The following is a 23,838-nucleotide window of genomic DNA, read 5'->3' on the forward strand; positions in this document are numbered from 1 at the left end:
ATGAGCACCACCCTAAAATTCGCCGGCCACGAGCTACTACGCCTGCGCCGGGACATGACCACCCTGTTCTTCAGCATCGGCATGCCGATCTTCTTCTACCTGCTTTTCGGCGCAATGCAGGAATACGGCGATCAGGAAATGAACGGCGGTAACGTCTCCGCATTCGTCATGCTAGGCATGGCTTTCTACGCCGGAGTGGTAGGCGCAGTTGGCGCGGCGGGATCTGCCGTAACCGATAGCCGCAGCGGATGGGGTAGGCAGCTGGCGCTGACACCCCTGCGTCCCTGGCAGCTCGCCTTCGCCACTACCTTAAGCATCACCGTGCGCGCAGTGCTGCCGATAGCGGCAGTGTTTATTGTCGGCGGGCTGACGAAATCACACATGCAAGTTGACCAGTGGATACTGAGCTTTATCGCATGTGCACTGTGTGCCATCCCCTTCGGATTCTACGGCCTGGCATGGACATTGCTGATCCCCAAAGAAAATACAGTGGCCATCGCCACAGCCTCCATCGTGATTCTCGCCTTCGCGGGCAACGTATTCATGCCACTGAGCGGATCGCTTCTGCAGGTGGGCCGTTTCACTCCGATGTACGGCGCGGTAACGCTGGTTCGCTGGCCGCTGGCAGAAGGCGCACAATTGCTCGATCAAGGGCTGCTGTTCGACCCGATGTGGTACGCCTGGGTTAGCATCGCAATATGGACGGCGATCTTCGTAGGCTTTTGCCTTCTCATGAGCAAGCGAGACAAGGGACGAAGCTAATGCGCCCTTTCGACGGGTTCCGGCTGAACTCCGCCATCTTCGCTTCAATATGGCTGGTATTCCTGGTGCCCGTCGCTCTGCAGGTTTACATGGGGGAAGGATTCTCTACTACGGCGAAAGCCTGGATGACAGTATGCCTGCTGGCTTTCGGCGCGTTCTACTTCTACGCCTTCGGCTCGCTGAAGTACTTCCCCCGTGACTGGGGAACACTTGCGCGGGCACTGCTGCGCTGGGGCATACTGCTAGCCATTGCGTTGGCCAGCGTGCCCGCGATGAAGTCTGGCGCAGTGTCCTTTGCTCCCTACCTGGCCGCGATGTTGGGATTCACGGTGACGCTACGAAAGGCGCTGCCGATCGTGGTGGCAACGGGTGTGCTCGGGACTGTCGCTGTGTGGAACTGGTCGCCGGACGACCTTACCTGGGCTGCATTCACCCTTTTCGGCATGCCGCTGATGCTCGTCGCACTTGGGATCTTCAGCCAATACGATGAATCCCGCCACAAGCTGCGACACGACCTGGACCTGGCGCAGCAACGAGAGGATATCGCAACGGACGTGCACGACCTGTTGGGTCACTCGCTGACGGTTATCAACCTGAAGTCCGAGGTCGCCAGGCGGGCAATGGATAGCAACCCCGAGCAGGCCAAACAGGAGCTCAAGGAGATCAGCGACCTCTCCCGCCTGGCCTTGGCGGAAGTGCGCTCGACAGTCACCCGCATGCGCACACCCACCTTCGCCGGTGAGCTGCAGGCAGCGCGCCGGGCTTTGGAAACTAAGGGCGTCACCGCGCATCTACCCGAACTCCTGAAAGCACCGGGCGCACACGACGCGGTGTTTTCCTGGGGGCTGCGTGAGCTCACGACAAACGTGGTGCGGCACTCCGGGGCGAGCGCGTGCTGGGTGAGCGTCAATGCCCACAAGCTGCAGGTTACCGACGACGGCTGCGGGTTTAACGGTGAAGCCACGCAGGGTACTGGCGGTTTGGCCGGCCTGCGCGAGAGGGTCGAGGTAGCCGGCGGGCAGCTGATCGTACGCCGCGAACGGGGTCTGAGTACGGTGTTGATCGCTATGGAAGGCGACGACAAACTAATCGACGACGGCGCAGTGCCAGAGGAGGCCGCCCGATGAGCATTCGTGTATTACTTGCCGAGGACCAATCACTGGTGCGCGGAGCATTGATCGCGCTGCTCAACGCGGAGCCGGACATCGAAGTCGTTGCCGAATGTGCGACCGGGACTGAGGCCGTGGCTCTCGCGCAGGAGCAGCCCATCGACGTGGCTCTGCTGGACATCGAAATGCCCGGGCTGAACGGCATCGATGCCGCAAAGGAGCTGGCCGGGAATCGGTGCCGCTGCCTGATCGTGACGACATTCGGCAAGGCCGGGTACGTGAAACGTGCCATGGAGGTTGGCGTGGACGGATTCATCGTTAAGGACACGCCTCCCGAGGAGCTCGCCGATGCTATCCGACGGATCCATGCCGGCCTGCGCGTTATCGACCCGACGCTTGCCCAGGAAAGCTTATTGACGCCCGATAATCCCCTTAGTGAACGTGAGACCGAGGTGTGTCAGCAGCTTTTCGAGGGTAAGAGCTCCCCCTCCATCGCCAAGGCGCTGCACCTGTCGCCGGGCACGGTACGAAATCACATTTCCAGCATCATGTCGAAGACGGGTGCAGGCAATCGCTACGAGGCGGCGCACGTGGCGAAGACGAATGGGTGGATTTAGCTCGCCCTGCAGACTAGCTGAATCCTTGTTAAATTCATGTGCGTTGTCTCACAGTAGACGCATGATCTTTTAACAAATAGCTCCCCCAGTTAGGAAAGCATGAAGACACCCCTCACCTGGCGCAAGGCCACTGCCGCAGCCGTGGCCGCCATCGTTTCTATCGGCTCCGCAGGCACCGCAGTTGCCGCCACCAACTCCAGCATCGGTTCTTCCGTCGCCGGCTCTTCTTTTAATCTCACCATCGGTTCATCCGTAACAGGTTCCTCAAAACCTCAGCCGGAGGAGCAGCAGGGCTTCGACCTGCAGTCGCACCGTGGCGGTCGCGGCGAGTACACCGAGGAATCCCGCAAGGCTTTTGAAGAATCTTTAAAGATGGGAGTATCCACCCTCGAGCTGGACATCGTACTGGCCGAGGACGGAACCCCGGTTGTATGGCACGATCCGGAAATCCAGGCCGACAAGTGCACCGATACCAAGCCAGCCACCGAGAACGACCCGGAGTTCCCCTACGTGGGCAAGCTCGTCCACGAGCTGAATTGGAAGCAGCTGCAGACCCTGAACTGCAACAAGGTGCTGAAGGGATTCCCCGAGGCTAAGGCCGAGAAGTCGAACAAGCTGCTGCAGCTGCAGGACGTCTTCGATATTGCTGCCGCCGATCCGCAGATGCGCTTCAACATCGAGACCAAAATCGAGGCCGAGAACCGCGAGAAGTCTGCCACACCGCAGGAGTTTGTCGACGCGATCCTGCCGGTCGTCCGCCACAACAAGGCAACCTCTCGCACCACCATCCAGTCTTTCGACTGGCGCTCCTTGCCACTTGTGCGCAAGGCCCAGCCGGACATCTCTCTCGCTCTTCTTTATGACGCCACCACGTGGAAATCCGGCTCCCAGTGGATCGGTGACGTTGACTACGACAAGCTCGGTGGCGACGTGAACAAGGCCGCTAAGCAGTTGGGCGCGGAAATCCTATCCCCGGACTACAAGCTGGTCACCCCGGAGAACGTAGCTTCCGCCCATGCTGCGGGGTTGCAGGTTCTGCCGTGGACCGTGAACGAGGAATCCGACATGCAGGCCATGGTCGACGCGAAGGTCGACGGCCTGATCACCGACTACCCGACCCGAGGCCTGGAAGTTGTGAAGAAGAATAAGCTCCAGGTTCTCTAAGCCAGCTTGAGTTCCCGGTAGCGGTTCGCCGCCGCCAGGATTTCCGCCCCGCGCGGGCGACTCAAGTGACCGGGGTGATCGCGCCCCGGCGCCAACACGGCCAGACCCTTCTCGGTGATGTGGCGTTCCAAGCGAGCGACCAGATCCACTAGCGGGGTCTGGCCGTCGGCGTTTTTAGACAGCCACGCCAGTGCCGCGGCGATGGCCGCCGTCTGAGACGGCGCAACCAACTGGCCTACGGCACTCAAATCAATGTCGGAACGGTCCACACTGATCGTGGACAACCCGCGGGGCTTCGGCGGTTTGCGTGAGTTCAGAGTTCCACGAGCCAGGACACGCTCGGCGGTCCCGTGCTGAAACTGGTTCTGAGCTGGTTCCCCTGTACTCGCTGTGTCCCCTGTATCCCCTGCGATCTCGTGGGCACGTGCGGTCACCTCGCTGGGGCGGTAGGCATCCATCGCAATGACCGTGTCGGCCAGTCGCAGATAGGCACCCGAGCCGCCGGCGATAAGGACGGTGGAGACCGAGGTGGCGTCATACAAAGAACGAACGCGCTGCACGAACGGGGTGATGGGCTCCTTGTCGTTCGGCACGAGGCGCTGCATGAGGCGGTCGCGGATCATGAAGTTGGTGGCCGAGGTGTCCTCGTCGATGAGCAGCGCGGACGTGCCTGCGGCGTGTGCCTCGACGACATTGGCTGCCTGCGATGTGGAACCCGAGGCGTTGGTGGTGCTGAAGCGGCGCGTATCGGCGCCGGTGGGCAGGTTGGTGATGAACGGCGAGATGTCGGCGCCGGTGATGGGACGGCCGTCCTCGGCGCGGACGCTGGCGACGTCGGCGCGGGAGATAACCCACTCGCGGCCATCGCTGACGATGTGGGGATAAATGCCGCGTTCCAGGGCGCGCAGCAACGTGGACTTGCCGTGGTAGCCACCGCCGACGATGACGGTGAGCCCCTCCGGGATACCCATGCCCGTGACGGTGCGGCCGCTAGGGAGGTTGAATGTGTGGGTAAGAGACTCTGGGGATTCGAAAGGCGTGGCTTGCGAGGCGGCAAGCGGGCGGTCGCTATCGCCTGCAGCGCGCGGGAGGATCGCGCCGTTGCCGACGAAAGCGACGAGCTTGCGGGGTGCCAGCTGGGCGCGCAAGAACTCTTGATCGCGCAGCAGAGCCACGTGATCCTCGAGGGCACGGGCGTCGGCAGGGTCAAAACGGTCGTGGAACAGGCAGTCGTCGGCGAGTTGCGGCAGGTCATCGGCCAGAAGGTGGGCGGCCTGGCGGCCCAGGATGCGGCGGCCCTTGGCAGGCAGACCAACAAGCAGGCGGGCTTCGATGCGGTCGGGAGTGACCAGGACGTGAGTGCGTTCCAACACCTGCTGGCCGATATCACCGATGTGAACGTTCTTCGGGCGGGTGACATCGGCTTCGATGCGGCGGGCTAGGAAGTCCGCGACCGCTACCCTACCGATTGGGTCATCTATCAAGTGCTGTGGAATCCCAGCGGCGCGCATGGGAAGGATAAGGCGCATTTTCGAAGGGCTGGCGTAAGGGTCGGCCTGCACGCGGTCGATCGACAGCGTGAGCCCGGGGTCGCCGAAAGCCCCCGCGAGCTTCTTGTAAGCCCCGTAGCCCGCGCCGTCTAACTTGCGGGCATGGTCGAAAAGATCTTTGAAGCTGCGTGCTGCTGTTTCGTTGCGTGCCATGGCTTCCAGAGTAGGGGCAGAGTTTATTCTGCTCCAATATGCACGTGACCTGCAAATACATAGGATCCGAAAAAAATTTTTAGAAAAATTTGTTTACAAGACGTAACAGTTTTTATGGGTGAACGTTTGTATGGGTGAAGGCGCTAACAAAACACACACTCACTCAACAGGCGTCTCACTACACACCGAAAGGATCACTCCCATGATTGAACTCGTTGCAACCTTCTTCCAGAACCTCGTCGAGGTAATCGGCGGTGCTATCGCTGGACTGGTCGGCCTGATCACCGGCCGATAAGAATCCCCTTCTTCTGAGGTTTCTCACTGGTCCCCGTCCACCTCGTGTGGGCGGGGATTTCTTTATAGGATCGATGACATGCTGGCCTTCCTCGCTGAAAATCCGCTGATAGCCCTCGTCCTCATCCTCGCTCTCGGCTTTGCCTTTGGAAAGCTCCGCATAGGCGGCATGTCGCTGGGCACGGCGGCGATTCTCTTCGTCGCCATCATCTTCTCCACCCTCGAACCCGCCATCCAGCTTCCCCCACTGCTCTTCCAATTCGGCCTGGCCATCTTCGTCTACGCCATTGGACTGACGGCAGGCCATGCCTTCTTCGCCGATTTCCGCGAACGCGGGTGGCGCATGATTCTTTTTGTGGTCGTGCTACTTGCCGGTTTGATGGGGATGACGTGGCTACTGGTACCTCTGCTGGGAGTAGAGGCCGCCACTGCTACCGGCTCCTTCGCCGCAGCACTGACCTCCACGCCCGGCATGGCCGCCGTCGTCGACATGTTGGAGGGCACCAACCCGGAACTCGCCGCCAACCCAGTGGTCGGTTACTCCCTGGCCTACCCCGGCGGTGTGCTCGGCGCAATCGCCGTGGCCGCCATCGGCGCGAAGGTCATCAAGGTCAACCACCGCCAAGATGCGATCGACGAAGGCGTACTGCATGCCCCGCTGGAACACCGCGGAATCCGCCTGCGCGAAGGCATTCATGGATGCGTGCGCGACCTGCGGACGATCGCGGACACGAAGATCATCGTCACGCGGCTGGTCCGACCACACCACGCCACACAGGATGTCCAGGAAAAAGACCACAAGCTGGCCTACCCGGATGCGGAGGTCTACCCCGGGATGATCGTGGTTATTACCGGCACACCGGATTCCCTAGATAGGGCCACCGCCGCGTTGGGCGAAGAGGTGGACATCGATATCGATAAGTCCTACATCGGCTACCGCCGCATCACAGTTTCTAACCCCAACATCGCCGGGCGCAGTATCAAGGACATTGATCCGATCAGCCACGGCTTCATTGTCGCCCGTGTGCGCCGCGGCGACGAAGACCTAGTCCCCGGCCCCGACGATGTGTTGCACTACTCCGACCGCGTGCGTGTGGTCACCCCGAAGCACCGGATCGACGAGGTCTCCCAGTTCCTGGGTGATTCCGAGCGCTCCCTGGCGGACGTCAACCTCCTGCCTTTCACGCTAGGACTGGCCATCGGTCTACTGATCGGCGCCATCCCCATCCCCCTGCCGGGCGGCGCCACGCTGAACCTGGGCTTCGGTGGCGGACCGATTGTCATGGGTCTGGTGTTTGGCGCATTGGCCCGCACCGGCCCCATTGGCTGGCAAATCCCCTACCACGCCAACAAGGCCCTCAGCAGTCTTGGATTGGCGATCTTCCTGGCAGGCGTGGGAACTATCGCGGGCACGGGATTCCGCGACGCTTTAACGGACATCTCGTCCCTGAAATACATCGCGCTGGGGCTGATCGTTACCGTCGTATCCGCCCTGGTCTGTGGTCTGGCCGGAATGTGGGTACTGCGCCTCAAATGGGACGAGGCAATGGGCATGGCCGCGGGTGTATCTACCAACCCCGCGGTGATCAGCTACCTCAACGACCAGTCGGGCACTGAACTACCCATGCGTGGGTATGCCACGGTCTACCCGGCAGCGATGATCGGGAAGATCATCGGCTGCCAGGTGCTACTACTGATGCTGCTCTAACAGCACCCGGTCTTAGAGATCCAGGGCAGCTGCGCGCTGCGGCAGAACCCGCGGACGCACTCCTGCGATCTCCTCAACAATGCGGATCACCTGGTTGGAGTAGCCGAACTCGTTGTCGTACCAGACGTACAGCACCAGGTGGTTACCGTTAGCGATAGTGGCCAGTCCATCGACGATGCCGGCGTGGGTGGTGCCAACGAAGTCGGTGGACACAACCTCCGGGGACTTGATGAAGTCGATCTGCTGACGCAGCGTGGAGTGCAGGGAAACGCGGCGCAAGAAGTTATTAACCTCGTCGGCCTCGACTTCCTTGTCCAGGGTCAGGTTCAGCACAGCCATGGAAACGTCCGGGGTGGGAACGCGGATGGCGTTGCCCGTTAGCTTGCCGGCGAACTCCGGTAGAGCCTTTGCCACGGCCTTCGCTGCACCGGTGGCGGTGAGCACCATGTTCAGACCTGCAGCGCGGCCACGGCGATCGCCCTTGTGGAAGTTATCGATCAGGTTCTGGTCGTTAGTGAAGGAGTGCACGGTCTCGACGTGGCCATGCTGCACGCCGTAACGGTCGTTGATCACCTTCAGCACCGGGGTGATGCCGTTGGTGGTGCAGGACGCCGCGGATAGAATCCGGTCATCCTCAGTGATGTCGCCGTGGTTGATGCCGTAGACGATGTTCTTGATGTCGCCCTTGCCCGGGGCGGTCAGCAGAACCTTGGACACGCCCTTGGACTGCAGGTGCTGGGACAGGCCGTCGCGGTCGCGCCACACGCCGGTGTTGTCCACCACGATCGCATCGTTGATGCCGTAGCTGGTGTAGTCGATCTCCGCCGGGTTGTTAGCGTAGATGATCTTGATTGGGGTGCCGTTGGCCCAGATCGTGTTGTTCTCGTGATCCGTGGTGATGGTGCCGTCGAAGGCGCCGTGGACGGAGTCGCGGCGCAGCAGGGAGGCACGCTTAACCAGGTCGCCCTCGCCCTTGGAACGGACGACGACGGCGCGCAGGCGGGCACCACCGTAAGTAGCCTCGCGGGAAACCAGGATGCGGGCCAGCAGACGGCCGATGCGGCCGAAGCCGTAGAGGACGATGTCGCGGGGCTCTACCTGCTCCGGGCCACCGATGACCTCGGCCAGCTCGCGCTCCAGGTACTCGCGCAGGGTCAGTCCCTCGGAGTTCTTGTTGTAGCGGCTAGCCAGGGATCCGATGTCGATAGAGGCGGTGCCCAGGTTCATTTCCACCAGCTCGCGCAGAACCGGCAGGGTCTGCTCCAGCGGCAGCTCCTTTTCCACCACGCGGCGGGCGTAGCGGTGGGACTTGATGATGTCGATGTCGGTGACGTTGACCAGCAGTCGACCGAAAATAGAGGTTACGACGTTCTTATCGCGGTGCAGTCGGCTGATCAGCGGCAGCATCTCTTGTGCCAGAGCCAGCCGCTCGTTCCAATCGCTGTGCAGATCGCTCGTGGTGTGCGCGTTGTCGGTCATCTATACCTCACTACCTCACTGGAGGGAATCGTTTTGCCAAAATCCGGGGGTCACCCGCTTACCCCCTAAGTCTAGTGGCAGACTCCCCCACTCCCATTAATCCGGGGGCTTATAGGGGTAGACGTTTATTCTGGGACTATGACTAACTCTTCTGCAACCAACAATCCGCAGCCCAGCGATGTGGAGATCGCGCAGGCCCACACCCTGGAACCCATCACCACGATCGCGGAGCGCGCCGGCATCCCGGAAGCCGCCCTGATCCCCTACGGCCACACAAAGGCCAAAATCGACGTTCCCGCGCTCAAGGCTGAACGTGGGGGCGTCAATAAGAAGGGCAAGCTCGTGCTCGTGACGGCAATGAGCCCAACCCCCGCTGGTGAAGGCAAGTCCACCGTGCTGATCGGTCTGGCAGATGCCGTGCGTGCGGCGGGTCGCCAGACAATGGTGGCGATCCGCGAACCCTCCCAGGGACCGGTTATGGGCATCAAGGGCGGCGCAGCGGGCGGCGGCTACGCGCAGATCGTTCCGATGGAGGACATCAACCTACACTTCACCGGCGACATGCACGCCATCACCGCGGCGACGAACACCCTGGCTGCGATGATCGATAACCACGTGCAACACGGCAACGCGCTGGGCATCGACCCGCGACGTGTGACGTGGCGGCGCTGCCTGGACGTCAACGATCGCTCGCTGCGCCACGTGGTCACCGGCCTGGGCGGGCCGGGTCAGGGCACTCCGCGCGAGGGCGGCTTCGACATCACCGCAGCCAGCGAGATCATGGCGATCCTGTGCCTGGCCACCGACCTGGAGGATCTGAAGAAGCGCATCGGGCGCATCGTGGTGGGCCAGACCTACGACCGCAAGCCCGTCACCGCGGGCGACCTGAAGTGCGCGGGCGCAATCACCGCCCTGCTGCGCGACGCGATCAACCCGAACCTAGTACAGACCCTAGGCGGCACCCCTGCCCTGGTACACGGCGGGCCTTTTGCGAACATCGCCCACGGCTGTAACTCCCTGATTGCGACGACGACGGCGCTGGATCTGTCGGAGGTCGTGCTGACCGAGGCCGGATTCGGCAGCGACCTGGGCGCGGAGAAGTTCTTCGACATCAAGTCCCGCGCTGGCGACCTGGCCGTGGCCGCAACGGTTGTGGTGGCCACGATCCGCTCGCTGAAGCACAACGGCGGTTCCGTACTAAAGGCCGGACTGGCCAACCTGGAACGCCACGTCAGCAACATCCGCAAGTTCGGCGTGGAACCCGTGGTGGCGCTGAACCTGTTTAGCTCCGACACGGACGCCGAGCGCCAGCTGATCGCCGACTGGGGCAAGGACTTCGGGGTGCGCGTGGTGGAATGCAACGTGTGGGCCGAGGGCGGCGCCGGTGCGGCGGATCTGGCCACTGCCGTGTTGGAGGTCGTCGATGGTGTTTCTGGTGATGACGCCCCTAGCTCCAGCCACCAGATCTATCAGCCCATCGATGGTGTGGAAGCCACCCTGCACACGCTTGCCACGGAGATCTACGGCGCGGCGGACGTGCAGTTCGGCCCGCAGGCCGTGAAGGATCTGGCGTTTCTGAAGGACAACGGCTGGGACAAGCTGCCGGTGTGCGTGTCGAAGACGCAGTACTCGTTCAGCGATGATCCCAGCGCGCTGGGTGCGCCGAGCGGCCACACTCTGCACGTCCGCGAACTGGTGCCACGAATCGGCGCCGGATTCGTGGTCGCACTGACGGGCGACGTGATGACTCTGCCTGGGCTGCCGAAGAAACCCGCGGCGGAGCGCATCGACGTGGATGCGCAGGGAGTTATCTCCGGGCTGTTCTAGCCGGGCTGGCTAGTCCAGCCAGTCCAGCTACTTCTTGCGCTTCTTCTCGCGCACGCGCACTGCGATGCGTACCGGCGAGCCTTCGAAGCCGAAGGATTCGCGCAGCTTGCGCTCCAGGAAGCGGCGGTAGCCGTGCTCCAGGAAGCCGGTGGTGAACAGCACGATCACCGGCGGCTTGGTGGAAGCCTGGGTGGCAAACAGCACGCGCGGCAGGCGACCGCCACGCATCGGCGGCGGGGTCTCCGCGATCACGGCGCGCAACCAGGTGTTCAACTGGCCGGTGGAGATGCGCTGATCCCAGCTCTCCAAGGCCTCAATCATCGCGGGCTCCAGCTTCTGCAGCGCGCGGCCGGTCTTCGCGGAAATGTTCACGCGGCGAGCCCACGGAACGTGAGACAATTGCAGCTCAATCTCGCGCTCCAGCAGCTCGCGGCGGTCTTCATCAACAAGGTCCCACTTGTTGTAGGCCACGACCAGGGCACGCCCCGAGTCAAGGATCATGCGAAGTACTCGCTGGTCCTGCTCGGCGATGGGTTCGCTGGCGTCCACAAGAAAAACAGCGACCTCCGCCGCGTCGATGGCGGAGCGGGTGCGCAGCGAGGCGTAGAACTCGTGGCCGCGCGCCTGCTTCGTCTTTTTGCGAATGCCCGCGGTGTCGACGAACTTCCAGGTCTTTTCCTCCAGCTCGACGATGGAGTCGACCGGGTCGACTGTAGTGCCGGCGACGTTGTTGACCACGGAGCGTTCCTCGCCCGTGATTTTGTTCAGCAGGGAGGACTTGCCCACGTTCGGGCGGCCGACCAGAGCCACGCGGCGCGGGCCGGAAACGACGGAAAGCTCGCGGGGGTGCTCCGGGAAGGAGCGCAAAACTTCGTCCAGCACGTCCGCCGCACCCTTGCCGTGCTGCGCAGACACCGGGTACGGGTTATCCAGGCCCAGCGCCCAGAACTCGGCGACGTCGCCCAGCTGCGCGTCCGCGTCACACTTGTTAGCCACCACGATCACCGGCACCTGACTGCGCTGCAGCTTGCGTGCAATGACCTCATCGGTGGAAGTGATGCCCACCTTCGAGTCGACCACAAAGACGATCACGTCGGCGGTTTCCATGGCGGTCTCAGCCTGGCGGGCGATGGCTGCGTGGATGCCCTTCGCATCCGGATCCCAGCCGCCCGTGTCCTGCACCCAGAACCGGCGGCCGGACCACTCGCCCAAGTAGGAAATGCGGTCGCGGGTGACGCCCGGGAAGTCCTCCACCACGGCTTCGCGGCGACCGATGAAGCGGTTCACCAGGGTGGACTTGCCCACGTTCGGACGGCCAACAATGGCGACGGTGCACAGCGCTTCGCGCTCGGCTTCCTCGTCGTCCATCATGCCGAAGGCCTGCTCCAGGGCTTCCCAGTCCTCCTCGGTTTCCGGCATATCGCCGCCGCCCTCCAAGGTGAAGTCCTCGGGGCCGGTGATGAAGAACTCTTCGGGGTCGGATTCGTCGTCGTAGTCGCCGAGCTCTTCGTCCGAGAAGTCGGCGTCCGAGAAATCAGCGTCCGAGAAGTCGGCGTCCGAGAAATCAGACTCCCCCAGCACCTCGCCGTCGGCGGTGCGGAAGGTCAGTTCCTCGGGGACCTCCGCGCTGTCGGATGAAGCGCTGGCCAGGGTCAGCTCTGCCAGTTTCTCCAGCACCTCGTCGATGTCCATCTCTCCGGTGTCGACGATCACAGCGTCGTCTGCGGGGCGTAGCGGGGACGTCTCACGGGAGGAGTCTGCCTCATCACGGCGCTGCACGTCTGCGAGTACCGCGTCGAAATCCACGTCCCGGCCGGCGGCAATGTCTTGGTCGTAACGCCGCTGAGCCCGCACCTCTGCGGAGGCGGTCATGAAGATCTTCACTGGGGCGTCCGCAAGAACAACAGTGCCGATGTCGCGGCCCTCGACCACGCAGCGACCGGCCGCGAAGGCCAGGGAGCGCTGCAAGGCCACCAGGTTCTCGCGAACCTCCGGGATGGCGGCTACGGCGGAGACATGCGCGGTGACCTCGGGGCCGCGGATCTCGCCGGAAACGTCGGTGCCGTCCAGCAAAACCTCGGTGGACGTGGGATCCTCGTTGATCTCCAGCGGCAGGTCGGCCGTGGCGGCGATGATCGCCTCGCGGGCAGACTCCGTGGATGGGTCGATACCCTGGCGCAGTACGTGCAGGGTAGCCACCCGGTACATTGCGCCGGTATCCAGGTACTTCGCGTCCGCGGCGGTGGCTAGGCGGCGGCAGACGGTGGACTTACCGGTGCCGCTGGGGCCGTCAACGGCGACAATCAGGCCACCGTCGGCGACATTGGTGGCGCTGGCGAGCTGATCCAGGGCGGAGCCGGGCTCGTAAAAAGGTGCGTTCGTCATGGAAAGGTCGTTCCCCTAGTTAGTTGTGTGTCTATGTCGGCTGTAGTGGCAGTGTTTACTGCGACGGCTGTGCTTTCTGCGCTGGTTCTACAGCCCGACCTTCTTATACAAGCTTTGCAATTCCGCCTGGTTCAGCGCGCGGATCGTGCCCGGCTTCTGCTCGCCCAATTGCACGGTGTGGATCTTAGTGCGGACCAGCGCCTGAACTGGGAAGCCGGCCTCCTTCAGCATGCGACGCACAATGTGCTTGCGCCCTTCGTGCAGCTCGATCTTGATCAGCGACTTACCCTGCCAGACGTCCACGATCTGCACGCTATCGGCGCGGGCGGTGCCGTCGTCTAGCTCCACGCCGTCCTTTAGGTCGCGGATCAGTTTGCGGCTGGCTTCGCCCAGCACCGTAGCCATGTAGGTCTTTCGCACCTCGTACTTCGGGTGCATCAGGCGGTTGGCCAGCTCGCCGTCGTTGGTGAGCAGCAGCAGCCCCTCCGTTGCGGCGTCCAAACGACCAACGTGGAACAGGCCCTGGCCTTCCTTCAGGCGGGTGCCGACCAGGTCACCGACGCACGGGCGACCTAGCTCGTCGCTCATGGTGGAGTGCACGCCGCGCGGCTTGTTCAGCACGAAGTACACCATTTCCTCGTTGACCTGCACGCGCTCTCCATCCACGCGGACAATATCCACGCTCGGGTCAATGCGGGTGCCCATCTTCACGACGATTTCGCCGTTGACTTCCACACGACCGGCGGCGATGAGCTTCTCGCTCATGCGGCGACTGGCCACACCTGCGGAAGCCAGCACCTTCTGCAGGCGCACCTGGGCTTTCTCCGAATCGGGCTGGTTCAGAGCAGCGGCTGCCTCCTGCTCCGTTACGTGCTGGCGCTTGGCTGGCTTGGCCTGCGATAGGTAGATGTCTTTCGGAGCGGTCTCCGGTGTGCCGTCTCGGCGAGCGGGTGTGTCCACGGTGTTTCTAGCCCTTCGAACTAAAATCTTGAATTATCCGCCCGAATTGTACCCCTCAGCCTGCTTAATTGTCGATACTGTCGATGCTGTCTACCTCCGGCAGCAACGGCGCCAGATCCGGCAGTTGATCCAGCGATTCAATCCCGATCTGTTCCAGGAAAAGCTCGGTCGTGGAGTACAGGTGCGCTCCGCCCTGCTCCCCTGTTTCGGCGATCAGCCCGCGCAGCGACAGGGTACGCATCACGCCATCGCAGTTCACGCCACGCACCGCCGCCACCTGGCTCCTAGTTACGGGCTGCCGGTAGGCCACCACCGCCAGGGTCTCTAGCGCCGCGCGGCTCAGGCGCTGCTGCGTGCCGTCCAGCAGCTTCGCCTCCACCACATCCGAGTTCGCGCGCCGTGTGTACAGCCGGAACGCCCCCTCGTGCTCACGCAGTTCAAAGCCGCTACCCCGGGCGTCAAACTCCGCCGAAATCTCGTGGAGAGTCTGCGCCACCTCGGCCTCGGGAACCGCGCGCTCCTCGGTGGAAAGCACGCGGGCGAGCTCTGTGGGCGTCACTGCCTCATCGCTGACCAACAGCAACGATTCCACGCGGCTGCGCAGCACCGACACCTGCGGCAGCGGCGCGGGGTTGGGTTGTTCGCTCATGGTCTGTGCCCTCTCTGTCTTATTTATGGACGCCTATTCCCAGTTGCTGGCCGCCACCACCGCTGGATCGACATCCAGCCCGGTCCAGGCCACCGACATGTCCTGCAGTGGCTCGGGCTGCTCAATGCCGATGGCGCGAGCCTTGTACAGCTCCAAGAGTGCCAGGAAACGACCGACGACGATCATGTTCATCTCCGCATCGGCGATCAGGGCGCCGAAGGTCACCCACTTGTTTTCGCCAGCCACCTTGAGGGTATTAAGGATCCGCCCGGCCTGCTCCGGCACCGAGACCGCCACCTGGTGGATGTGGCCGGTATCCACGTGATCCGGTTTGGGGCGGAACACGGCGGCTGCGAGCTCAGCGAACTCGTCGGCGGTCTTACCGATCTTCACTTCCGGCAGCAGGTTCGCGTGATGTTCCTCCAGCGACAATGTGGCGGGATAGGAACGCGCGGCATCGCGCTGCCAATCGGAGAACAGGTTCGCCACCTGCTTGTAGGCGCGGTACTGCAGCAGACGGGCGAACAGCAGGTCGCGGGTCTCGAGCAGCGCCAGGTCTTCTTCGCTGTCGACCTCGCCCCGGGGCACCAGGCGGGCGGCTTTGAGATCCAGCAGCGTGGAGGCGACGACCAGGAACTCCGTGACCTCATCCAGGTCGTCCGCGCTGGAGCTTAGGCTCTTGGTGTAGGCGATGAACTCGTCGGTGACCTGTGCCAGGGCGATCTCGGTGATGTCCAGCTTGTGGGAGTGGATCAGCTGCAGCAGCAGGTCGAAAGGACCGTCGAAGTTCGCCAAGGCCACCCGGAAGCCGGTGATCTCGGGCTGCTCCGGCTGCGCGGACTCCGGAGCCAGCTGGCTAGATTTGCTGAGCGACGCGCTCAATGACTTCCTTCGCCAGGTTCGAATACTGCACCGCGCCCGAGGAACTCGGCGCCCAGGTGTTAATCGGCTCTCCGGCCACCGAGGTCTCCGGGAACCGCACGGTACGGGTGATCACGGAATCGAAGACCTTGTCGCCGAACGCTTCCACCAGCCGCTCCATCACCTCGCGAGCATGCAGAGTACGTCGATCGAACATCGTCACCAGGATGCCCAGCACCTCCAGCTTGAAGTTCAGCCGGTCGCGAACCTTATCCACCGTGTCCATCAGCAGAGCCAGGCCACGCAGGGAGAAGTACTCGGACTCCACCGGAATGATCACCGAGTCCGCACAGCTCAGCGCGTTGACGGTCAGCAGCCCCAGGGAAGGCTGACAGTCGACGATAATGAAGTCATAGTCGCGCATCACCGGACGCAGCGCGCGGGCCAGGGCCTGTTCGCGACCGACCTCGTTAACCAGCTGAATCTCCGCAGCCGACAAGTCAATATTCGCGGGAACGACATCCAGACCGTCGACGGGGCTGGAGTGGATGGCGTCAAGAATAGAGGCAGAAGAATCGACCAACAGGTTGTAAACCGTCACGTCGAGCTCATCGTGGCTAATGCCCAACCCGGCGGACAGCGCGCCCTGTGGGTCCAGGTCTACCAGCAGCACCTTGCGCCCGAACGCGGCCAGCGAGGCACCGATGTTGATCGTCGAAGTGGTCTTGCCCACCCCGCCCTTCTGGTTACACATCGCGATGATGGAGGCCGGGCCGTGGCGATCCAACGGCTCGGGATCCGGCAGCTCCTTGATAGGTCGTCCGGTCAGGCCGATGCGCTGATCGGGCTTATCAAACAACGCATCCGCGTGTGACTGTGAACGTGACATCGGCGATCCCGTCAAGCCCTTTCCCTTGATTGTTGTGTTTAGCCTTTAATTACACCCTAGAGATTATCAGGCACGCTAGGTGCGGGGGTGAGATGAGGCCCAAATCTCCCGCAAGTGCTCAGGGCTGACCTTGGTGTAGATCTGCGTGGTAGCCACGCTGGCGTGCCCCAGCAGTTCCTGCACCACACGGATGTCCGCGCCGCCTTCCAAAAGATGGGTGGCGAAGCTGTGGCGCAGGCTGTGTGGCGAGACATGATCCAGCCCCGCCGTCTCAGCCGCCTGCGAGACGATCTTGAAGCCCGATTGCCGCCCCAGTCGCGCGCCACGGTTGTTCAGGAACAGCGCCGGGCTGCCCTTCTTGTTCAGGCTCGGTCGCGCGCGCACCAGGTAGCGCTCCACCGCCTGCAGCGCGGGTCGCCCTAGCGGCACGATGCGTTCCTTACCACCCTTGCCGCGCACAAGCAGCATGCGCTGTTCGCGGTCGAGATCGTCGACGTCGAGGTCTAGCAGCTCTGTGATGCGGGCGCCGGTCGAGTAGAGCATCTCTAGCAGCGCACGGTCACGGATGTTTATTATTGACGCCCCGTCGCCCGCCGGCACCGCGTCCAGCAAAGCCTCTACCTGAGCCAGACTGAGGGCTTTCGGAATGGAGCCGCCCAGCGAGGGCGTTGGGACGTCCGCCGCCACGTCGAAGGGCAGGCGCCCGTCGGCGTGGGCAAAGGAGTGCAGGCCGCGGATCGCTGCCAGCGCCCGAGCGGCCGAAGATGCCGCGAGGTTCAGGTCCTTGCGCAGGTGGATGAGGTAATCCTCGATGTCCGTGGCCGTGACGTCCTGGAGCGACGTGTTGCCCAGCCACTCCAGGTAGCGGTCCAGGTCGCGCTGGTAGTTCGACAACGTGTGGACAGACACGTCACGCTCGGTTTTTAAGTGCCGGATGTACGCCCGGCCGAGCTTCTGGTTCGCTTCGAGGCTCAACGGAGGAACTTCATATCTGTGCCGAGCTTGGCTTCCGCGCGGGCGGAGCGGCGTTCGGCGAGGCCCGAGTGGTAGTTGAAAGGTTCGGAGACGTCGCGACGGGTATCCGCCGCCAGGTGCAGCAGGGCGATGGTGGCGATGGAGTTTTCCACCACGCCCGTCTGAGCCCACTCGATTGCTTCGGGAATTGGCACCCAGCGGGTCTCGATCTCCGCTTCCTCGAACTCCGCTTCTGGCAGGTCGAAGTCGGCGAGGTCGTCGTCCAGATCTTCGGCCAGGTAAATGCGGCACATTTCCTCGCTGAACCCCGGGGAGGTCACCACATCGCCCAGCAGGTGCCAGGAATGCGCACGCAGCCCAGCTTCCTCGGCGAGCTCGCGGCGGGCGGCCTCTAGGGGATCCTCCCCCACTAGATCCAGCAAGCCGGCCGGGATCTCCCACAGGTGCCGCCCCACGCCGTGGCGATATTGGCGGATCATCATCACGTGATTGTCGCGCACAGCCGCGACGGCAACGGCGGAGAAATGTTCAACGATTTCCCGCTTCGCCTCGCCGGTAGCGGTAGTGATCGTATCGCGTCGCACGCCGATGATCGGCGCATCCAGCAGCAATTCGCTATCGACGACGCGGTACGGGGTGTTGTCGGTGCTCATGACTCCCTAGTTTAGGAGCGCTGGTTTAGGAGCGCTCGGCCTGGTGCTTCAACGCAGCGTCCACCAGCCCCTGGAACAGCGGGTGGGAACGGGTCGGGCGGGACTTGTACTCCGGGTGCGCCTGGGTGGCGACGAAGTACGGGTGTACATCCTTCGGGTACTCCACAAACTCCACCAGGGTGCCGTCCGGGGAGGTGCCGGAGAACTGCAGGCCGGAGCCCTCGGTGATCTGCTCGCGGTATGCGTTATTCACCTCGTAGCGGTGGCGGTGGCGCTCCGAGACATCAGTGGTGCCATAGAGCTCCGCAACCAGGGAGCCTTCGGCCAGGCGCGCCGGGTAGGCGCCCAGTCGCATGGTGCCACCCAGGTCAGCCTCACCCGAAACAGCCGCCTTCTGTTCCTCCATGGTGGAGATGACCGGGGTGGAGGCGTTGGCGTCAAACTCCGTAGAAGAAGCATCTTTCAGCCCCGCGGTGCGCGCAGCCTCAATGACGATGCACTGCAGGCCAAGGCAAATGCCGAGCAGTGGCAGCTTATTCTTGCGGGCGTAGGTGATGGCGCCGATCTTGCCTTCGATGCCACGGTTGCCGAAACCACCGGGGATGACCACGCCGTCGACGTCCTTCAGAGCCTCGGCCGCGGCCTCCTCGGTCTCGCAGTCGTCGGAGGTAATCCACTTCACCCGGGCGCGGACGTTTGCGCCGAAGCCGCCGGCACGGATGGCCTCGGCGACGGAGAGGTACGCGTCCGGCAGGTCGATGTACTTGCCGACGATGCCGATGGTGACCTCACCGTTGGGGTTGTGCACACTTTCCAGCAGGCTGCCCCAGGTGGACCAATCCACGTCGCGGAACGGCAGGTTCAGGCGACGGATGATGTAGTTATCCAGGTGCTGGGAGTGCAGCACCTTCGGGATGTCATAGATGGAGGGTGCATCCGGGCAGGAAACCACGCCGTCCTCGTCCACGTCGCACATCAGGGCGATCTTGGCCTTCATGGCCTGCGGCACTTCGCGGTCGGCGCGCAGGACGATGGCGTCCGGCACGATACCAATGCTGCGCAGCTCCGCGACGGAGTGCTGGGTCGGCTTGGTCTTCAGCTCGCCCGACGGAGCCAGGTACGGCACCAGGGAGACATGGATGAAGGCGATGTTCTCACGGCCGGCCTCGTGGCGAACCTGGCGGATGGCCTCCAGGAAGGGCTGGGATTCGATATCTCCGACGGTGCCACCGATCTCGCTGATGACGACGTCCGGGGCCTGCCCGTTCTTATCCGGCTGTCCCATGGCCATCACCGCAGCCTTGATCTCATCGGTGATGTGCGGGATCACCTGGACGGTCTTACCCAGGAACTCACCGCGGCGCTCCTTGGCGATGACGTTCGAGTACACCTTGCCGGTGGTGACATTGCCCGCGGCGGACAGGTTGCGATCCAGGAAACGCTCGTAGTGGCCGAGGTCCAGGTCGGTTTCCGCACCGTCCTCGGTAACGAACACCTCGCCGTGTTCGAAGGGATTCATGGTGCCCGGATCGACGTTGAGGTACGGATCCAGCTTCTGCATCGTGACGCGCAGGCCACGAGAGGACAACAATTGGCCCAGGCTAGCTGCCGTTAGCCCTTTGCCTAGTGAGGACGCCACACCGCCGGTGACGAAAATGAATTTAGTGCTGTTTTCTGCACGATTAGTGGCCAAGGCAACTCCCGAATCAACGACGCTTAACTTCGCTATCTACGGGGTTTCAGCCTAACACATGCCTATTCAGGCGTAGCATCCGACGCGTTCGCAGTGGCCCCGTAGTGCCCTGACTTCCCGTTCTTCTGCTGCGACAGAGCGCGAATGGCGGCGATGCGTCCCGCGACGGTATCCGCGTTGTCGACCGTGGAAACGGCCTCCTTCATGGAATTATCCGCACGCACCTGGCCGATGGCACCGTTGTCTTCGGCACTGCCGGATTCTGCGGCCAGGACTGCCCCCTTCATGCGGGAGTCCAGCCCCGCCGCGAACTCGGCGGCGAACTTGGTGCCGTAATTGCCGTGGGCTTCGTCGTCGGAGGTATTCCCGCCAACGACCAGGGCCAGATCCGCAGGCTTCGGGGCCTCGCCCTGGTAGGCAATGAAGTCGTCGTTAGCCAGGGCACCGAGGGCGATTCCGCGATCCGTTTCGCTGGCTTCGTGCTCGCCAGCCGACAGTGCGGCGCCGAGCAGCTGTCCGGTGTGCATGCCTGGGGCAAGGTTGTCCTCCGACAACTTCGCACCAGCCGGCAGGGAGTTAGCTGCGATCGACTTCAGCGTGTCTCCCCCGTCCGAGCCGAGCGCCTTGTCCGTCAGCTCGACCACACCATTGACCTTGCCGCCGGCCATTTTGACGAGGTGCTTGAGGCTATCGACGTTGGCCTGGTCGGCGTCCGGAAGAACAAAAAGATCGACCGACGCACCGCGCAACAGGTTGCGCACCGCGGGACCCGCGACCGAGCTCAAGACCTTGTCGCTGGCGGCAGAGTTGCCCTCGGCCTTCTCGCGGGCAGCCTTCTCGTCCTTCAGCTTCTGTTCGGCGGAGGAATCCTTCGCGACCGGCCCGCCCGGCACGTTCGGCGCAATGGCGAAAAAACCCAGTGCGGTGCCTACGGCGATACCGAAGCCCAGACCGGCGATGACCTTGCCGGTGGCTCCTGTGGAGTGCTTGCTCATGCTTGTCTTTCTAACTCCCTGCTTTTCCTGGCTTACTTCTTAAACAGATCCTGCACGCTCAGTGCAAAGTTGTTCCAAGTGTCCACGAGGTTATCCACGAAGGAGCCGTCACCGGAGAGGCCGATGACCGCAACGATAACGGCCACGGCAACCAGAACGCCCAGCAAAGCCCAGATCCAGCCACCGCCAGACCGGGACACGCGGTAGAGCTCTGCGACGGCGGTGGAATCCACCAGGCGCGGCCCCACGCGCAGACGCGACATCAGGGCAGACGGGGTCTCCGGCGACTGTGCCTGCTGGAATACGCGATCCAGATCCTCCACCTCGCCGAGGTTCACCACCATCGATGCGCCGTGGTAGTTGGCCAGTAGCAGAGCCAGGTCGGTGGGATCCTGCGTTGCCGCGGGGAAGGTCATGGCGCCCACGCCCAGGTCCTGGATGCGCTCCAGGCCGACGGCGTGGCCATCCGGGTCGGCGGGCAGCACGACGGTAGCGCCGCTGCGCAGAGCCTCGTTGGAGATCTTCTCCGGGTCGCCGATGATCACGTTCGGGCGGTAGCCCTCCTGGATCAGACTATCGGCTGCATTTTCCACGGCGACGATGATCGGCGAGTACTCGCGCATGAAGTACCGCAGGTCCTTGAGCTTCTGCTCAATCTGCGGATCCGGGCTGGCGACCAGCACCTTTCGGTCGTCCATGTCCACGTCGACGTCCGGGATGCCAAGGCCATCGACCAGCAGAGGTGCCTCGGAGCGGACGAATTCGGACATGTTGCCGGACAGAGCCTCCATGTGGTCGCCCAGGGCTTCGCGTGCATCCTCGAAGCGGCTGGAGGCGGTATCCATATCCAGCAGCTCTCCACCGCCGATGGAGCGATCGCCGTAGTAGACCTTGCCCTCGTCGACGCGCCCCTTCTTGCCGTTCTTAACCTTGGCAAGCAGGTCGTCGCCGGCGTTTTCGATAAGCAGGATGCCTTCGTCCAGCATCAACTGCGGACCGAAGTTGGGTACCTGCCCCGTGGTGAATTGGCGTGCATTCACAACGACGGCTACGCGTGCGTCGATGAGCTTTTGGCAGGTGGCACGGCTGATGTCGGCCTCGTCGACAATTGCGATGTCGCCCTCGGAGATCTTAGCCTTGGTTAATCCCTTGGGTCCGGTGAGGTCACGGGTGGCGCCGTTGATTCCGGGCTGGTCAGAACGGGAGAAAATCATGCCCACCATTGTGGTGTTCATGTGGCCTGTGTTGCGTTAGGCGCGCCGGTAGACGGCTGTTTTCCTCTTTCCTCTCCCGTTCCGCCGCAGCCGCCTAGCGAATCACCTTCCGCACGGTCTGGCGCGCAGTTTGTCCCACAGTCTCTTCGTGCTTCTTCCGCCCGCGGTTCTTTCCCTTGCCGGAAACCAGCGGGTCTTCCCCACTGAGGAACAAGCGCCGGAAGTACGACCGATCCTGCTTGCTGTATGTCACCGCCCCGCCGCGCAGGCCGCTCTTTGCCCCGTTGCCGGCCCGGCCGCCTGCCGCACCCCTGCCCATCATTGTTGACGCCGCACTTCCCCCGCCCCGCATTCCAGCGCCGCCCTTCGCGGAACCAGAGTTGTGAGGCGCTCCGACGAACCCCTTGCCAGACTGCGGAGCCTTTGCAGGTGGGGAATCGACGGGAAGTGGGCGGACATTCTGCGAGTTGAGGCTGCCAGGCAGACTTGGGCGTGGGGCCGTGCTGGAAATATTGCGCAAGGTTCCCTGCTGTGCCCCGCCCCTGGCGTGCGCACCTGCGCCGGCACCTGAACCGTAGCCCGCGCCCGTGCCTGCACCGCCGAAGCCCGCACCGCCGTTGATCGCATTCGCGCGCCCAAAGCGATCCTGGGCGTTGATCAGCGTGCCAGGAGTAGTTGCACCGGCATTGCTGTGCGGGCTAGCAGCTAATCCTTGCGCCGGTGCCGCTGTTGTCACTGTCGTGGGCGGTACCGCTGGCGCGTTGGGGCTAACTGCAGGTGCATGGGGTGCTGCTGTCGCTGCCGCGGGCTGGATCGGTTGCGGCGCTGGCGATGGTGAGTGCAGCGTCCCCGGCACGCCTGCGGGCTGCATTGGTGCGGTTGCGGCCGTGGGCTTCGGAGCATTTGCCGCCGCCGTTGCAGCTTGCTCCCCGTGCGCGGTCGCGCTGGCCGGGGCAACGGCGTTCGTCTGGCCGTTGATCTGCGAGACCTTGGGCTGTGCGGAGGCGGTGGAGACGGTGGAGGCGTCCAGGCCTCCCCCACCCGTGTGTCCAACAATCGGTACGCCTAGGTTGGAAACCGGCGGGCGAACGAGTTCCAGGGAGGGTTGCAGGTGGGTGGATACGTAGTTGGAGACGGCGGCCTGCTCGGCGAGAAGTCGGTCGGCCGGGTCCGGGATCAGCGAAGTGGTTGCTTGGATTGCTTCCAAAGCTTTGAGGTTGCTGCCACGGATAACCGGGAACTGACGGACTGACCTCGCCATCGCGGTCGTATTTGCGGCGACTACGACTCCGGTCTTGTGTACGTCGTCGATCGCCTGGCGTGCCATGTCGAAGGAGAACCCTTCGGAGGAACTGGCGAGCCCCGAAGAGGCGCTCTTGAGGTCATCCATCGACGTTTTCAAAGCTTTGGCCGCGCTTTCCCATGAGTCTGCGGCAAAAAGCGGTGCGGAGTCGTCGGCTTGGAATGCAGCAATGAGGGACGCCAATGGCATGGTCGCTTCCGCCGCGGTAACCGGTGTGTTGTACAGCAGGTTGTCGATCGTTCGAGCGTCACGAGTCGGAATAAAAAACTTCCGAACCTCCCTGTCAGCGACAGACACTTCGGAGCTCACTTGGTCAAAAGACTTGCCATTGAAATGTTCCTGAATATCCAGCCCCACGAGCTGATTGCTGAATACTTCTTGGAGCCAAGCGATATTCGATTTCATGATATCGAGAACATTGACCGCAGAGCCCGATTGACCTACCCAAAAAGATTGATGTTGGGAAAACGCCACAGTCATCGATGGAACTTTGGTGTAACTACCGACCCCCTTACTTATAGAATCCAGTTTCTTAAGCGCCCCTGCTGCCGAACGTAGACTCTGTCTAACCCTTTTTAGCTCTGAAATATCAAACTTT

Annotated in this window: 19 protein-coding genes; 6 read left to right on the top strand and 13 right to left on the bottom strand. The window is 62.8% G+C overall.

The genetic code is table 11. The features are described 5' to 3' along the window. The 4 genes from L8U58_RS03360 to L8U58_RS03375 all read left to right on the top strand — a co-directional run bounded on the left by L8U58_RS03360 (position 1) and on the right by L8U58_RS03375 (position 3,652). Positions 1–762 carry an ABC transporter permease gene (locus L8U58_RS03360; RefSeq protein WP_034967703.1) on the top strand — a complete coding sequence of 254 codons (762 nt, stop codon included), beginning with the start codon at positions 1–3 and terminating at the stop codon, positions 760–762. Then, positions 762–1,889, top strand: a complete 1,128-nt coding sequence (locus L8U58_RS03365) for a sensor histidine kinase (RefSeq protein WP_034967702.1) — start codon at positions 762–764, stop codon at positions 1,887–1,889. The genes L8U58_RS03360 and L8U58_RS03365 overlap by 1 nt, the downstream gene beginning before the upstream one ends. Continuing rightward, positions 1,886–2,488, top strand: coding sequence for a response regulator transcription factor (locus L8U58_RS03370; protein WP_034967700.1), 603 nt, complete (start codon positions 1,886–1,888; stop codon positions 2,486–2,488). The genes L8U58_RS03365 and L8U58_RS03370 overlap by 4 nt, the downstream gene beginning before the upstream one ends. 99 nt (positions 2,489–2,587) lie before the next feature. Next, positions 2,588–3,652 carry a glycerophosphodiester phosphodiesterase family protein gene (locus L8U58_RS03375; RefSeq protein WP_269954680.1) on the top strand — a complete coding sequence of 355 codons (1,065 nt, stop codon included), beginning with the start codon at positions 2,588–2,590 and terminating at the stop codon, positions 3,650–3,652. On the opposite strand, the gene L8U58_RS03380 is transcribed toward L8U58_RS03375, so the two are convergent. Further along, on the bottom strand, positions 3,649–5,355 hold the full coding sequence (locus L8U58_RS03380) for an ABC-ATPase domain-containing protein (RefSeq protein WP_043012079.1): 1,707 nt from the start codon (positions 5,353–5,355) through the stop codon (positions 3,649–3,651). The genes L8U58_RS03375 and L8U58_RS03380 overlap by 4 nt on opposite strands. A gap of 373 nt (positions 5,356–5,728) precedes the next feature. On the opposite strand from L8U58_RS03380, the gene L8U58_RS03385 reads away from it, so the two are divergent. Further along, complete coding sequence (locus L8U58_RS03385; RefSeq protein ID WP_043012078.1) at positions 5,729–7,357, top strand: aspartate:alanine exchanger family transporter; 1,629 nt, start codon at positions 5,729–5,731, stop codon at positions 7,355–7,357. A gap of 12 nt (positions 7,358–7,369) precedes the next feature. Here the strand turns inward: L8U58_RS03385 and L8U58_RS03390 are convergent, their stop codons facing one another. Further along, a complete protein-coding gene (locus tag L8U58_RS03390) occupies positions 7,370–8,836 on the bottom strand; it encodes a glyceraldehyde-3-phosphate dehydrogenase (RefSeq protein ID WP_269954681.1) in 1,467 nt (488 codons plus the stop codon). Positions 8,837–8,974: 138 nt separating this feature from the next. Between L8U58_RS03390 and L8U58_RS03395 the strand changes: the two genes are divergently transcribed. Continuing rightward, positions 8,975–10,663 carry a formate--tetrahydrofolate ligase gene (locus tag L8U58_RS03395; protein ID WP_269954682.1) on the top strand — a complete coding sequence of 563 codons (1,689 nt, stop codon included), beginning with the start codon at positions 8,975–8,977 and terminating at the stop codon, positions 10,661–10,663. Positions 10,664–10,690: 27 nt separating this feature from the next. On the opposite strand, the gene der is transcribed toward L8U58_RS03395, so the two are convergent. From der to L8U58_RS03450, 11 genes are all read right to left on the bottom strand, one after another. Then, a complete protein-coding gene (gene der, locus L8U58_RS03400) occupies positions 10,691–13,048 on the bottom strand; it encodes a bifunctional cytidylate kinase/GTPase Der (protein ID WP_034974262.1) in 2,358 nt (785 codons plus the stop codon). Between the two features lie 87 nt (positions 13,049–13,135). Next, the gene (locus L8U58_RS03405; RefSeq protein WP_034974260.1) at positions 13,136–14,008 is read right to left on the bottom strand and encodes a pseudouridine synthase; all 873 of its coding nucleotides are present in this window, start codon (positions 14,006–14,008) and stop codon (positions 13,136–13,138) included. 64 nt (positions 14,009–14,072) lie between these two features. After that, positions 14,073–14,657 (bottom strand): SMC-Scp complex subunit ScpB, encoded by a 585-nt coding sequence (gene scpB, locus L8U58_RS03410; protein WP_269954683.1) that lies wholly within the window; start codon positions 14,655–14,657, stop codon positions 14,073–14,075. Between the two features lie 33 nt (positions 14,658–14,690). Next, positions 14,691–15,539, bottom strand: a complete 849-nt coding sequence (locus tag L8U58_RS03415; protein WP_370547005.1) for a segregation and condensation protein A — start codon at positions 15,537–15,539, stop codon at positions 14,691–14,693. Further along, positions 15,514–16,407: a ParA family protein gene (locus L8U58_RS03420; RefSeq protein ID WP_005294544.1), complete on the bottom strand. Its 894-nt coding sequence runs from the start codon at positions 16,405–16,407 to the stop codon at positions 15,514–15,516. Before L8U58_RS03420 ends, L8U58_RS03415 begins: the two co-directional genes overlap by 26 nt. A 75-nt stretch (positions 16,408–16,482) precedes the next feature. Further along, positions 16,483–17,382 (bottom strand): tyrosine recombinase, encoded by a 900-nt coding sequence (locus tag L8U58_RS03425; protein WP_269954684.1) that lies wholly within the window; start codon positions 17,380–17,382, stop codon positions 16,483–16,485. Continuing rightward, positions 17,379–18,035 carry an NUDIX domain-containing protein gene (locus L8U58_RS03430; protein ID WP_034991450.1) on the bottom strand — a complete coding sequence of 219 codons (657 nt, stop codon included), beginning with the start codon at positions 18,033–18,035 and terminating at the stop codon, positions 17,379–17,381. Before L8U58_RS03430 ends, L8U58_RS03425 begins: the two co-directional genes overlap by 4 nt. A 25-nt stretch (positions 18,036–18,060) precedes the next feature. After that, on the bottom strand, positions 18,061–19,728 hold the full coding sequence (locus L8U58_RS03435; protein ID WP_034981885.1) for a CTP synthase: 1,668 nt from the start codon (positions 19,726–19,728) through the stop codon (positions 18,061–18,063). Positions 19,729–19,790: 62 nt separating this feature from the next. Further along, on the bottom strand, positions 19,791–20,723 hold the full coding sequence (locus tag L8U58_RS03440) for a copper transporter (RefSeq protein ID WP_269954685.1): 933 nt from the start codon (positions 20,721–20,723) through the stop codon (positions 19,791–19,793). A 32-nt stretch (positions 20,724–20,755) separates the two neighbouring features. Continuing rightward, complete coding sequence (steA, locus tag L8U58_RS03445) at positions 20,756–21,958, bottom strand: putative cytokinetic ring protein SteA (RefSeq protein ID WP_269954686.1); 1,203 nt, start codon at positions 21,956–21,958, stop codon at positions 20,756–20,758. Positions 21,959–22,031: 73 nt separating this feature from the next. Next, positions 22,032–23,645: a hypothetical protein gene (locus L8U58_RS03450; protein WP_269954687.1), complete on the bottom strand. Its 1,614-nt coding sequence runs from the start codon at positions 23,643–23,645 to the stop codon at positions 22,032–22,034. Positions 23,646–23,838: the final 193 nt, after the last annotated feature.

Source organism: Corynebacterium macclintockiae (assembly GCF_027570165.1).
Lineage (GTDB): Bacteria > Actinomycetota > Actinomycetes > Mycobacteriales > Mycobacteriaceae > Corynebacterium > Corynebacterium macclintockiae.